At 70.0% G+C, this 12,925-nt stretch carries 7 protein-coding genes and 1 riboswitch; of the genes, 5 read left to right on the forward strand and 2 right to left on the reverse strand.

From position 1 onward, the window contains the following. Nucleotides 1-28 precede the first annotated feature (28 nt). Both AB4Z09_RS00900 and mqo read right to left on the reverse strand, forming a co-directional pair. Nucleotides 29-1,972 carry a magnesium chelatase subunit D family protein gene (locus AB4Z09_RS00900; protein ID WP_258557698.1) on the reverse strand — a complete coding sequence of 648 codons (1,944 nt, stop codon included), beginning with the start codon at nucleotides 1,970-1,972 and terminating at the stop codon, nucleotides 29-31. Between the two features lie 51 nt (nucleotides 1,973-2,023). Continuing rightward, a riboswitch (adenosylcobalamin-variant (AdoCbl-variant) riboswitch) is annotated at nucleotides 2,024-2,120 on the reverse strand. A gap of 134 nt (nucleotides 2,121-2,254) precedes the next feature. Beyond that, complete coding sequence (gene mqo, locus AB4Z09_RS00905; RefSeq protein ID WP_442239000.1) at nucleotides 2,255-3,793, reverse strand: malate dehydrogenase (quinone); 1,539 nt, start codon at nucleotides 3,791-3,793, stop codon at nucleotides 2,255-2,257. Between the two features lie 224 nt (nucleotides 3,794-4,017). On the opposite strand from mqo, the gene AB4Z09_RS00910 reads away from it, so the two are divergent. The 5 genes from AB4Z09_RS00910 (at nucleotide 4,018) to AB4Z09_RS00930 (ending at nucleotide 12,886) form a co-directional block, all read left to right on the forward strand. After that, nucleotides 4,018-5,037, forward strand: a complete 1,020-nt coding sequence (locus AB4Z09_RS00910; RefSeq protein WP_181818697.1) for an alpha/beta hydrolase — start codon at nucleotides 4,018-4,020, stop codon at nucleotides 5,035-5,037. Continuing rightward, nucleotides 5,034-6,428 carry a mycothione reductase gene (gene mtr, locus AB4Z09_RS00915; RefSeq protein ID WP_114719651.1) on the forward strand — a complete coding sequence of 465 codons (1,395 nt, stop codon included), beginning with the start codon at nucleotides 5,034-5,036 and terminating at the stop codon, nucleotides 6,426-6,428. The genes AB4Z09_RS00910 and mtr overlap by 4 nt, the downstream gene beginning before the upstream one ends. Nucleotides 6,429-6,511: 83 nt before the next feature. Continuing rightward, the gene (locus tag AB4Z09_RS00920; protein ID WP_442239001.1) at nucleotides 6,512-7,726 is read left to right on the forward strand and encodes a lipase family protein; all 1,215 of its coding nucleotides are present in this window, start codon (nucleotides 6,512-6,514) and stop codon (nucleotides 7,724-7,726) included. A 215-nt stretch (nucleotides 7,727-7,941) separates the two neighbouring features. Continuing rightward, nucleotides 7,942-9,387 (forward strand): MFS transporter, encoded by a 1,446-nt coding sequence (locus tag AB4Z09_RS00925; RefSeq protein WP_442239002.1) that lies wholly within the window; start codon nucleotides 7,942-7,944, stop codon nucleotides 9,385-9,387. 73 nt (nucleotides 9,388-9,460) lie between these two features. Continuing rightward, complete coding sequence (locus AB4Z09_RS00930; protein WP_442239003.1) at nucleotides 9,461-12,886, forward strand: BTAD domain-containing putative transcriptional regulator; 3,426 nt, start codon at nucleotides 9,461-9,463, stop codon at nucleotides 12,884-12,886. Nucleotides 12,887-12,925 lie beyond the last annotated feature (39 nt).

The following is a 12,925-nucleotide window of genomic DNA, read 5'->3' on the forward strand; positions in this document are numbered from 1 at the left end:
CTTCCTCGGACTCGGATGTTCGGGCGGGTCAGGCGGCGGCGCGGACGACACCGGCGACCTGCTGCGCCGACAGCTCCGCGAGCCGCACGTAGCCGCCACGCAGGTCACGGGCCAGTTCGGCGGCCAGGCCGAGCCGGACCATTCCTGTCTCGCAGTCCACGACGATCGAGGCGGCGCCGGTGTCCGCAAGCATCGCGGCGGCGCGCTTGGCCCGCGACACGGCGTCCGGCCCGCCGGTGGCGCGGCCGTCGGTCAGGGACACCACCAGCGCGCGGCGGCGCGGATCGCGGACCCGTTCCCGCAACACGACGTCGCGGGCACTCAGGAAGCCTTCCGCCAGTGGGGTTCTGCCGCCGGTCTTCATCGACCGCAGACGCCGCACCGCGACGTCCACCGACGACGTGGGCGGCAAGACCAGCTCCGCGTCGCGGCCGCGGACGGTGATCACTGAGACCTTGTCGCGCCGCTGGTAGGCGTCGCGCAGCAACGACACCACCGCACCGGTGACCGCGGACAGGCGGTCCCGGGCGGCCATCGAGCCGGACGCGTCGACGACGAACAGCACCAGGTTGCCCTCGCGACCTTCCCGGATCGCTCCCCGAATGTCACTGGGCGCCAGCCGCATCGGACCGTCGCACCGCCCGCGGTCCGCCTGGTGTTCGGCGGCGGCGAACAGCGTCCCCACCAGGTGCAGGCCGTGACCGGACTCGGTCGTCGTCCGGACGGTGCGGCCCCGGGTCGAGCGGGAACGGGACCGCCGGCCGGGGGCGCCGTCGCCGACGCCGGGAATCTCGAGCATGCGGGTCCGGAACTGCGGGCCGGGGGTGCCGGCGTTGCGACCGGTCCCCGGTCCGGATCCCGGAGCGGGCGAATCCTGTTCGCGTGATTCCCCTTCGGATTCGCCGGACGGCGACTGCGGCGCCGGATCCGACGGGGACTCGCCGCCGCCGGGCCCGTCCGGATCGGGATCGGGGTCGGGGTCGGGCTCGTCGTGCGCCTTGACGTCGGCGTCGGCCTGCGTCATCGCGTCGTCGAGCTGCTGTTGGTCGAGGCCCGGCTCGTCGAAGGGGTCGCGCCGACGACGGTGCGGCAGAACGAGTTCCGCGGCCACGCGCACGTCCTCCTCGGCGACAGCGTCCGCGCCCCGCCAGGCGGCATGAGCGGTGGCGGTGCGTGCGAGGACCAGATCGGCTCGCATTCCGTCGACGTCGAACGACGCGCACAGCGACGCGATCCGACGCAGTTCTCCGTCGGACAGCTCGATGTCGTCGATGCGAGCGCGGGCCGCGGCGATCTGCCGGGCCAGCTCCGCGTCCTGCTCGGCGTAGCGGGCGGCGAAGGCGTCGGGGTCGCGCTCGTAGTCGAGGCGGCGGCGCACCACGTCCATGCGCACGTCGACGTCCCGGGACGCGGCCACGTCCACTGCGAGGCCGAACCGGTCCAGCAGCTGCGGGCGCAGCTCCCCCTCCTCGGGGTTCATGGTGCCGACGAGCACGAACTTGGCCGGGTGCGAGTGCGAGACGCCGTCGCGTTCGATGTGGACACGGCCCATCGCAGCGGCGTCGAGCAGCACGTCCACCAGGTGGTCGTGCAGGAGGTTGACCTCGTCGACGTACAGCACGCCCTGGTGCGCGTCGGCCAGCAGTCCTGGCTGGAAGGCGCGCTCGCCGTCGCGGAGCACCTTCTCGAGATCGAGCGATCCGACGACGCGGTCCTCGGTGGCACCGACCGGGAGCTCGACGAGGCGTGCCCGGCGGCGCTCCCCCACCTGCTCGATCTCGGGCAGCAGCGCCGTGAGCGCGCGCACAACGGTCGACTTCGCGGTGCCCTTCTCCCCGCGGACCAGCACCCCGCCGACGCCGGGGTGGACGGCGCACAGGATCAGCGCCAGGCGCAGCCGGTCCTGTCCGACGACGGCACTGAACGGGAAGCCGGCAGGCTCGTGAGCGGCCAGGTCATGACTGTGACGCAACGATCGAATCCCTTCACGTCTCGGTTTCCTCGCCGAGAGCTTGGCGGTGCGAAACGTTGCGGCATTCTGGCTTCGGGTGGTTCGGATCGAACACCGTCACAGTGGCGGGACCGCGCCTGATTCTCACAGGACTTCCCCGCAGACGTTTCTCAGCAGCACACTACCGTGCGGACCCCGGTGGCACGTCGCCGCACACCTGCGGGCGACACACAGCCGCACACCTGAGGTCGACACACAGCCGCGGCCCGGAGTGGCCTCCGGGCCGCGGTGGGTGAGCGATCGTCAGACGGACGCGGATTCGACGACCGGAGCCGCCTGAGCCGGGACGGAGTCGGACGCGCCGCCGAGCTGCAGCGAGCGGGTGCTCCAGTCCCAGACCTGCTGGAACAGGTCCACGTTGTCGGACAGCTTCTGGCCCAGCGACGGGACCATCTGCTGCAGCGTCGGCTTCCACGCCTCGAACTCGCACGGGAAGCAGCGCTGCAGGACGTCGAGCATGGCCGGAACGGCGGTGGACGCGCCGGGCGAGGCACCGAGCAGGCCGGCGATGGTGCCGTCCTCGGCGTTGACGACGGCGGTGCCGAACTCGAGGACGCCGCCCTTGCCCTTCTTGCGGATCACCTGGACGCGCTGGCCGGCGGTGATGAGCTCCCAGTCCTTGCCGATGGCCTTCGGCACGAACTCGCCGAGGGTGCCGATCCGGTCGGCGGGCGACTGCATGAGCTCACCGATGAGGTACTTGGTGAGGCTCATCTCGGTGAGACCGACACCGAGCATCGACATCAGGTTGTTGGGCTTGACCGAGCCGGGCAGGTCGGTGATCTTGCCCTGCTTGAGGAACTTGGGCGACCAGCCGGCGTAGGGGCCGAACAGCAGGCCCGGCTTGCCGTTGATGACGCGGGTGTCGAGGTGCGGCACCGACATCGGAGGGGCACCGACAGCCGCCTTGCCGTACACCTTGGCCCGGTGCTGGTCGATCAGCTCGGGGTTGGTGCAGCGCAGGAACTGGCCGCTGACCGGGAAGCCACCGAAGCCCTTGGCCTCCTTGATGCCCGACTTCTGCAGCAGGTGCAGAGCGCCGCCGCCGGCGCCGACGAACACGAACTTGGCGTTGACGGTCTTCTTGGCGCGGGTGCGCAGGTTCTCGACCTTGACGATCCAGCTGCCGTCGGACTGCTTGGTGAGGTTGCGGACCTCGTGACCGAAGTGGACGGTGCCACCCGAGGACGCGACGTGGTTGAGCAGCTGCTTGGTGAGCGCGCCGAAGTCGACGTCGGTACCGGACTCGGTCCAGTTCAGTGCGACCGGATCGGAGAAGTCGCGGCCCTTGGCCATCAGCGGCAGGCGCTCGGTGAAGAAGTCCTCGGACTCGGAGTACTCCATACCGGCGAACAAGGGATGGCTCGCCAGTGCCTCATAGCGCGCACGCAGGTACTTCACGTTGTCCGCGCCGTGCACGAAGCTCACGTGCGGGATCGGGTTGATGAACTCCTTGGGATCGGTGAGGATCCCGTTGTCCACGGCGTACGACCAGAACTGGCGGGAGACCTGGAACTGCTCGTTGACGTTGATCGCCTTGGTGATGTCGACGGTGCCGTCGGACTTCGCAGGCGTGTAGTTGAGCTCACACAGTGCGGAGTGGCCGGTACCCGCGTTGTTCCACGGGTCGCTGCTCTCGGCGGCAGCGGCGTCGAGTCGTTCGAAGGTGGTGATCGACCAGTCCGGCTGCACCTGACGCAGGATCGCGCCGAGCGTCGCGCTCATGATGCCCGCACCCACGAGCACTACATCGGTCTTCACCACTACGTTCTGCTCTGACACTGGAGAATCGACTTCCTTGTCTGTTCACACGCGACCTGTTCGCACGCATCGCCGGCGCAGAATCCTCGTTGTCACCGGAGTTCCGAAACCGACGACCGAATCCACTGAAGGCATCGCGTGCACAGACCGCAATTCGCGCGCCTGTGGCGCTTAGGTTACCTGTGCGTCACCTCCCCCAATTGTGCCCCTCGCAAACGACTCTGTTCGCCCAATAGAGTGTGATCGTGACTACTTGGGCTCCCGACGTCCTCGGCGACGGATACCAGCAGCTGACAATCCCTTTGGGGACCGATCCCGACGGAGAGGGAGACGTCGAGGCCACCCTGGTCCGCTACCAGCCCTCGTCCACACCCGCGAACCGGGCCGTGCTGTACGTCCACGGGTTCACCGACTACTTCTTCCAGCAGCATCTCGCCGAACATTTCGCCGAGCAGGGATTCTCGTTTTTCGCGCTCGACCTGCGTAAATGCGGACGGTCACGGCGGCCGGGACAGACGCCGCACTTCGTGACCGATCTGCGGATGTACGACGACGAGCTGAACCAGGCCCTCCGCCTGGTGCGCGAGCAGATCGGCGGCGGCCAGGTCCTGCTCGTCGCGCACTCGACGGGCGGGCTGATCCTGCCGCTGTGGCTCGATCGGCTCGAGCGCAAGCCGGGCGGTTCCGCCGGCGCCGGTGTGGCGGGTCTCATCCTCAACAGCCCGTGGTTCGACCTGCAGGGCCCGGCCCTGCTGCGCGCCGCAGGCACGACCGCGGCCATCGACGCACTCGGCCGGGTGTCGAGCAAGACCCCGATCCCCGGGCAGAAGCTCGACACGTACGGCTCGAGCCTGCACGTCAGCTCCAACGGGCCGTGGGAGTACAACCTCGACTGGAAGCCGCTGACCGGGTTCCCGGTGAGGTTCGGCTGGCTGCGCGCGATCCGGCGCGGACACGCCCACCTGCACCGCGGCCTCGACATCGGGGTGCCGTCGCTGATCCTGCGCTCGAAGAACACCGTCTTCGCGTCCCGCTACAACCCCACCGTCGACGCCGCCGACGCCGTGCTCGACGTCGACCAGATCGCCAAGTGGGCGGGCTGCCTCGGCAACCGCACCACGATCGTGCCGATCGACGGCGCCCGCCACGACGTGTTCCTGTCCACCGAGAAGCCGCTCGCGGCCGCGTTCACCGAGGTGGATCTGTGGCTGGACTGGCTCGACGCCCATCACCTGTCCGATCGAGAGTCCGGAGCCCCCGCGTGAATCACCCCGATACGACCCACTTCGACCTCGCGATCATCGGGACCGGATCGGGCAACTCGATCCTCGACCAGCGCTACGACGGGATGAAGGTCGCGATCCTCGAGGAAGGTACGTTCGGCGGCACGTGCCTCAACGTGGGCTGCATCCCCACCAAGATGTACGTCTACGCGGCCGAGGTGGCCCGCACGATCACCGAGTCGTCCAAGCTGGGGATCGACGCCACCCTCGATGACGTGCGCTGGCACGACATCGTCAAGCGCGTGTTCGGCCGGATCGATCCGATCGCGGCCGGCGGCGAGCGGTACCGCACCGAGGACTGCGCGAACGTGACGGTCTTCCGCGGGCACGCCAGGTTTGTCGGCCCCCGCACCATCGACACCGGCACGGGCGAGGTCATCACCGCCGACCAGGTGGTGATCGCGGCCGGTTCGCGGCCGATGATCCCGCAGGAGATCCTCGAAGGCGGCGTCCGCTTCCACACCAACGACGACATCATGCGGCTACCCGAACTGCCGGAGCGCCTGGTGATCCTCGGATCCGGCTTCATCGCTGCGGAGTTCGCGCACGTGTTCTCGGCGCTCGGCGTCCAGGTGTCGATCATCGGCCGCAGCGAGCGACTGCTGCGTCACCTGGACCGGGACGTCTCCGAGTGGTTCACCGAACTGGCGCACCGCAAGTGGGACGTCCACCTGAGCAACCCGATGGTCGCCGCGCGCCCTGCCGGCAACGGCATCGAGATCGAACTGTCCGACGGCACCGTCGTCGCCGGCGACGAGTTGCTGGTCGCGGTCGGCCGCACCCCCAACGGGGACCGGCTCGACGCGTCGCACGGCGGAGTTGCCGTCGAAGAGACCGGGCGGGTCATCGTCGACGAGTTCCAGCGCACCACCGCGGAGGGCGTGTTCGCGCTCGGCGACGTGTCGTCGCCGTACCAGCTCAAGCACGTCGCGAACCACGAGATGCGCGTCGTCCAGCACAACCTGCTCCACGATGCCTGGAACAGCTCCACCGCCGGGCTGCGGCGCACCGACCACCGGTTCGTCCCGGCGGCGGTGTTCACCGATCCGCAGATCGCGGACGTCGGCATGACCGAGGAGCAGGCCCGCGAGGCCGGCCTCGACATCACCGTCAAGGTGCAGAACTACGGCGATGTCGCATACGGCTGGGCGATGGAGGACGACGAGGGATTCTGCAAGGTCATCGCCGAGCGCGGCACCGGACGGCTGCTCGGTGCCCACGTGATCGGCGCGCAGGCCCCGACCGTGATCCAGCCGCTGATCCAGGCCATGACCTTCGGCCTGTCGGCACAGGACATGGCCACCGGGCAGTACTGGATCCACCCGGCGATGCCGGAGGTGGTCGAGAACGCGCTACTCGGCCTGGAGATCTGAGGAAGGTCGCCCGCACGCCTTCCGTTGGGGTCGGTTCCGGCGAACCACCTCGACGAGTGATGGCGCTCAGCTAGATTCGGCGCATGACGGGTTCCGGGATCGGCCGCCGTATCGTCACCGCGATCGCTGTCGCACTGATCGCGGGCGCACCTCAAATCCTCGCTCCGGCCGCCCAGGCCGTCCCCGCCGTCACGCCGGCGCGCGACGATCCCGGGTCAGTCCTCGAGTCCGCCCCACTGCCCCAGTCGTTCTGGCTGCCGGGCACCGACGCCGCCTACCGGATCACCTACCTGACCACGGGCCCCCGCGGCGACACGCCCTGCACCGGCATGGTGTTCGTCCCGGCCGGCCCGCCGCCGCCGGGCGGCTGGCCGGTCATCGCCTGGGCGCACGGAACCATCGGCGACTCCGACACCGATGCCCCGTCGGTCAACGGCGTCGACGCGGCCAGCAGTCGCTACGTGGCGAACTGGCTGGCCCGGGGGTACGCCGTCGCGGCCACCGATTACATCGGCCTGGGCACTCCCGGTGTCCCGCCCTATCTGGACGGGAAGTCCGCGGCGCACAGTGTCATCGATTCGGTGCGCGCGGCCCGCGCCGTCGACGACCGACTCTCGTCGCGGTGGGCGGTCGTCGGCCTGTCCGAGGGCGGGCAGGCGGCGGTGTTCACCGCGCACGCCGCCACCGAGTATGCGCCCGAACTGGATTACCGCGGCGCGGTCGCCGCCGGCGTGCCGTCGAACATCGAGACGATCGCCCCTCTGGCCGGACCGAACTTCCCGCCGCAGGGCCTCGCCGGGCTGACCAACTTCATGACGTTCGTGATCGCCGGATTCCGCGATACCCACCCCGAACTCGACGTGAACAGCTTCCTGACGCCGATCGGGCGCACGCTGGTCGACGCGGCGCCGGAGCTGCCATACCCGCAGTTCGCCCGACTTGCCGCGAATGTCTCTGTGGCCCAGATGCTCTCGCGGTCACTCAACGATCCGGCACTGCTGGCCGCGTTACGCGACTACCTGCAGGTGCCGACCTCCGGATTCGACCGGCCGCTGATGATCGCACAGGGCGCCACGGACCTGACCGTGCCGCTGCCGTTGACGGTCAAGCTGGTCGCGGACATGAACCTGGCCGGCACCCGACCGGACTTCAGGATCTATCCGGCCGACCACATCGGCAGCCTGTTCGCCAACGAGGCGGACGCGGTCACATTCGTCACGAAGGTGTTCGAGTGCGACCGCGGATCGGACGACCCCGGGTGCGAGCCGGCCTCCGCGGGTTCCATCGGGTCGAGCTGACCGCGGCGCCACCAGCGCGTCAGCGCACGGTGGTGGCCGTCGGACTCGGGTGCGGTGTTCTCGGGTGGGGCCCAACCGCGTTGGCGATCCCTTGGATCCGCATCACGGTTCTCGCGGGGCGAGCGACTGTTCCAAGAGTTTCTCCTGACCTGTCCCAAGCGGGGAGGCGGAGGGTGTCCGAGGTACACCTTCCCTTCGGAGAGTCAGGACAGACCATGACCACACCGATCGTTCCGAGAAATGTCGCGACGCGACGAGCCACCCTGGTCGCGGTGTGCGTGACGACGGCGATGTTGATGCTCGACATCGCGGTCGTCAACACCGCCCTGCCATCTATCGCATCCGATCTGGAGCCGGGCGTCAGTGGCCTGCAGTGGGTAGTCGACGCCTACACCCTGGCGCTGGCCACGGTGGTCCTCAGCGCCGGATCCTGGGCGGACCGCCGCGGCCGACGGCACGTGTTCCTGATCGGCATCCTGTGGTTCACCGCGGCGTCGCTGCTGTGCGCGCTGGCACCGACCATCTGGGTTCTCGATCTCGCCCGCGCCGCACAGGGCGTCGGCGGAGCCGTACTCTTCGCGTGCTCGCTGGCCCTGTTGGCGGATGTCTTCGAGAAGGGGCCGGCGCGCGCGTCTGCCCTGGCCGCCTACGGCGCCACCATCGGCGGCGCGTTCGCCATCGGCCCCCTCGTCGGCGGGCTGCTGACCGAGATGCTGGATTGGCGCGCAATCTTTCTGGTCAATGTGCCGATCGGCCTGATCACGCTCGCCGTCACCGTGCGCTGGGTTCCGGAGTCGCGCGATCCGCACCCGCGTGGGGCGGATGTGCCGGGACAGATCCTGGTGTCCACGGGCCTGGCGGCGCTGGTGTTCGGGTTGTTGCGCGGAAACGAGGCCGGCTGGTTGGAGCCGCAACCGGTCGTCGCCCTCATCGTCGCGGCCGCCGCGCTGGTCGGGTTCGTCCAGCACGAACTCCGCACGAGCGAGCCCATGTTGCCCCCGCACCTGCTGGCCAACCGGGCCTTCGCCGGGGCGCAGATCGCGGCCTTCGCGATCTCCGCGTCGTTGTTCGCGGTGTTCGTCTACACCACGATCTACCTGCAGAATGTGCTGCACCTGTCGCCGGTCGAGGCCGGACTGGTGTACCTGCCGGCGACCGTCGCGATGTTCGTGGTCGCGGGCGCCACCGCGAAGTTCGACGGGCGTGTCCCGGTGTCCGTCTCCCTGACCTGCTCACTGCTGCTGGTGGCGGTCGGTCTGGTGATGATGACCGCCGTCGACGTCACCGGGTCCAAGTACGTGCTGCTCCCCGGGTTCGTCGTGGCCTGTGTCGGGGCCGGTGTGTTCAACCCGGTGATGAGCGGATTGGTGCTCGGCGAAAGTACGTCGGACCACTCCGGACTGGCTGCGGGCATCAACGATGCGTTCCGTCAGACCGGAATCGCGGTCGGCGTCGCCGGGCTCGGCGCGCTCCTGCCCGCACAGTCGATGCTGCTGGGTGGATCGCCGCACGAGTTCGTCGACGGCCTGCAGCAGGCCCTGCTGGTGGCCGCGTTCATCGCGGCGCTCGGGGCGCTGGTGTGCGCCGCCACGCTGCGCACGACCCGATCGGTTGACGAACCTGCTGAGCAAACGGGCGGGTCCGCACCCATGACCGTCTGACGATTTTGCCGGACAGCTGCCGAATCCGGTCCCTACACTTCAACGGTTGCTGTCCTTGTAAAAGGAGCCACGCATGATCTTTCGACTGCTGGGACCGCTCGAGGTGGTTCGACGCCCGGAGTCGGGCGGTGCGGTCGATCCGGGTGGCGCCGAGCGGGTGGTCGATCTGGGTCCGCGGAAGCAACGCGCGGTTCTGGCAGTCCTGCTGTTGCACCGGGGCCGCGTGGTCTCCACGGATCGGTTGATCGACGCGCTGTGGCAGGGCGATGCTCCGGCGAGTGCCATGGCGAGCATCCAGGCCTACATCTCCAACCTGCGCAGGGCGCTGCGCGGCGAGTCCGGGGGGACGTCCCCGATCGTGCGCCAGCCACCCGGGTACGTGCTCGACATCGCAGCCGAGGACGTGGACCTGTCCGCGTTCCTCGACGACGCCGAGTCCGCGCGCCGCCATGCGGACGCCGCGGAGTGGGAACTCGCACTGACGATGGCGGATCGGGGCCTGGCCTCGGTCCGGGGGCACCTGCTCGAGGACCTCAGCGACGAACCGTGGGTGGTGACGGAGGCCGCCGGTTTCGAGGAGGTCCGCACCGAGTGCCGCGAGACCCGGATCACGGCGCTCCTCGCGTTGGGGCGCCTGGCCCCGGCCCTCATCGAGGCGGCCCAACTGTGCAGCGAGTTTCCGTTCCGGGACCGCACCTGCTGGCTGCGCATGCTGGCCCTGCACCGGGCCGGTCGGTCCTCGGAAGCGTTGGAACAGTTCGGCATCCATGCGGCGAGGTTGGACACCGAGTTGGGGCTGCGGCCCGGGACCGAACTGGTCGCCCTGCAGGGTGCGATCCTGCGCCACGAGCCGGGCCTCGCGGCCTGGCCGCGCACCCCGGGATGGACTGGGGCGGAGCAGGTTCCAGCACCGGCGTCGGCGGGGACCGCGCCCGAGGCTCCCGACGCCGAGTCCGGGCGCGTGTTCGTCGGGAGCATGCCGGAAGCCGGGACGATCGACCAGATGCTCGACGACGTCCGCGGCGGTGCACCCCGCTGGCTGGTGCTGACCGGTCCGGCCGGGATAGGTAAGACCCGACTGGCGGAAGAATGCGACGCCCGGACGACGTCGATCGACGGTACGGCGGTGTGGGCGCGCTGCCTCGAGGACGACGGTGCGCCCGCGTGGTGGCCGATCCGGCGCCTGCTGCGGGAGTTGGGCGCCGACGCCGACGCCGTGCTGATTCCCCCGACCGACGTGGAACCGGACGAGGCGCGCTTCGCGGTGTACGAACGGGTGGCGGGCGTGATCGAGTCGGCGGCGTCCGGTGTGCCCGCGCTCACCGTGGTCGTCGACGACATCCAGTGGGCCGACCCGACCTCGCTGCGGTGCCTGATGTACCTGGTGGGCGCGCTGCACCGGGAACGCGTCTGGTTCGTGCTCACGCTGCGGGACTCGGAACTGACGCCCACCGTCCGAGCCTTCGTCGACGCGGTCCTGCACCGCGAGGGGAACCGGCACATCGTGGTGCCCGCGCTGGCGGAGACGGAGGTGGCGGCGCTGGCCAGTCACGTCTGCGGGGAGCGGCTCAGCGTGACCGAGGCGCGGGTGCTGGCCGAACGCACGGGCGGCAATCCGCTGTTCGTGTCCGAGTACGCCAGGCTGCCGCGGGACGAACGCCTCGGCGGCGGGATCCCGATGGCCGTTCGATCGGTCCTGGGCCGACGGCTGACGGCCGTGGAACCGGCGGTGCTGCAGGTGCTTCGGGTGGCCGCGGTCATCGGCGACACCGTCGAGATGGACATCCTCGCCGCCGCGACCCGCCTCGACCTGGACACCCTGGCCGACTACATCGACGACGCGGCCGACGAACGGATCCTCGTCGCCGATCCGGGGATCGGGGGATACGCCTTTGCGCACGGCCTGCTGCGGGACGAGGTGCTCGCCGCGATCCCGGAACTGCGCCGCCAACGCATCCACGCCCGCATCGCCGAGGTGCTGGCGGACTCCTCCGACCCGGACCGCTCGAGCCGACGCGCACAACATTTGATGGCGGCCCTGCCGCTGGTCGATCCGCGCACCGTCCTCGACGCGTGCACCGACGCGGCCCGGGTGGCGACCGAGCGGTGGAGTTCGGAGACCGCGGCCCAGTGGTGGCAGGCCGCCGTGCAGGCGTTCGATCTGCTGCCGGGGTCGGAGCAGTCCGCCGACGACCGCGACGACCTGCTGGTGGCCCGGGTGGAGGCGCTCGCGCGGGCCGGACGGGGCCAGACGGTGCTCGACGTGGTGGACGCCGGCCTCCTCGACGCGGTCCGCGAGGGGCGGATGTCGGCGGCCGGACGGTTGGCCGCGGCGCTGCTCCGGGCCGCCGGTGCGTGGCCGTGGGTGTCCTACGGGGAGGACCCGGGCCCGCTGCTCGAGCGGCTCGCGGGCCTGGAGCCGTTCGTCGCGTCCGATCGGACCGCGCATGCGCGGGTGCTCGCGGCGCTGGCGGTGGGCAGTTGCTACCACCCCGACTCGTCCGTCCCCAACGCGATGAGCAGCACGGCGCTCACGATCGCCCGCGAGTTGGACGATCCGGACGTGATCGCCGACGCTCTGCTGGGCCGCATCCTCCTCTACTCCGGCGTGGCGACCCACAGCCACGAATCGGTGCGGTTGATCGACGAGCTTTTCGCGCTGCCGCACCGGCAGTCCCGGTTCGACGATGTGATCGCGCACGCCGCGGCCAGCATGACGCAGATGAATCTGGCGGACGTCGATGCCGCCGTCGTGCACGTGCGGCACGGGATCACCGGCTGCGACCTGCTGCGGCTGCCGGTGTTGCGGGTCCAATTGCGGTGGATGGAGGCAACTCTGGCCGCCTGGCGCGGCGACTTCGAGGAGACGCGGCGGCAGTACGACACGGCCCGCCAGATCCACCTGCAGACCGAGTTGTACACCGCGGGCAGCGCCGACCTCGCCGCGCACACCCTGGAATGGGAACACGGCAGCCTCGGCGACGCGGATCCCGGCATCGTGGAGCCGGATTCGTGGAGCATCGCGATCGCCGGGGCGCGGGGCGACCGGGCGGTGGCGGTCGACGAGATCGCCCGGTGGTCGGCCAAGGGCGGTCCGTTCACCTGGACGACGTTGGGGCACCAGACGTTGATCGCCCGAGTGGTGGCCGATCTGGGGCTCGTCGAGTACGCCGAGATGTTCATCGACCTGCTCGCACCGTTCCACGACCGCATCGCCACGGTGGGCCAGGTCGGGGTGATCGGATCGGTGGCGGAAGTCGCTGCCCGCCTGCATGCGATGCTCGGCCGCACCGAGGCCGCGGTGGCGTTGCTCGCGCAGGCCGAGGACATCGCGACCAGGACGTCGAGCCCGCCGACCCTGCTGCGGTGCCGCCTGCTGCGGGCTCAACTGTGCGCGGCGTCGCCCGAGCGGGATCGGGCCATCGCCGAGATCGCGGATGAGGCCCAGCGTTTCGGGATGCTCGCGCTCGCCGCCTATGCGCGCTCGATAGCGGCCTGACCTGGCGTAACGGTCTTGGCGAAACCTTGGATGGTTTCC

It is taken from the genome of Rhodococcus sp. TAF43 (genome assembly GCF_052113525.1).
In the GTDB taxonomy this organism is placed as follows: Bacteria; Actinomycetota; Actinomycetes; order Mycobacteriales; family Mycobacteriaceae; genus Prescottella.

What these genes read in the sequence shown, in the direction of transcription:
- AB4Z09_RS00925 (WP_442239002.1), top strand. Translation starts at nt 7,942, where the DNA reads ATGACCACACCGATCGTTCCGAGAAATGTCGCGACGCGACGAGCCACC.
- AB4Z09_RS00920 (WP_442239001.1), top strand. Translation starts at nt 6,512, where the DNA reads ATGACGGGTTCCGGGATCGGCCGCCGTATCGTCACCGCGATCGCTGTC.
- AB4Z09_RS00930 (WP_442239003.1), top strand. Translation starts at nt 9,461, where the DNA reads ATGATCTTTCGACTGCTGGGACCGCTCGAGGTGGTTCGACGCCCGGAG.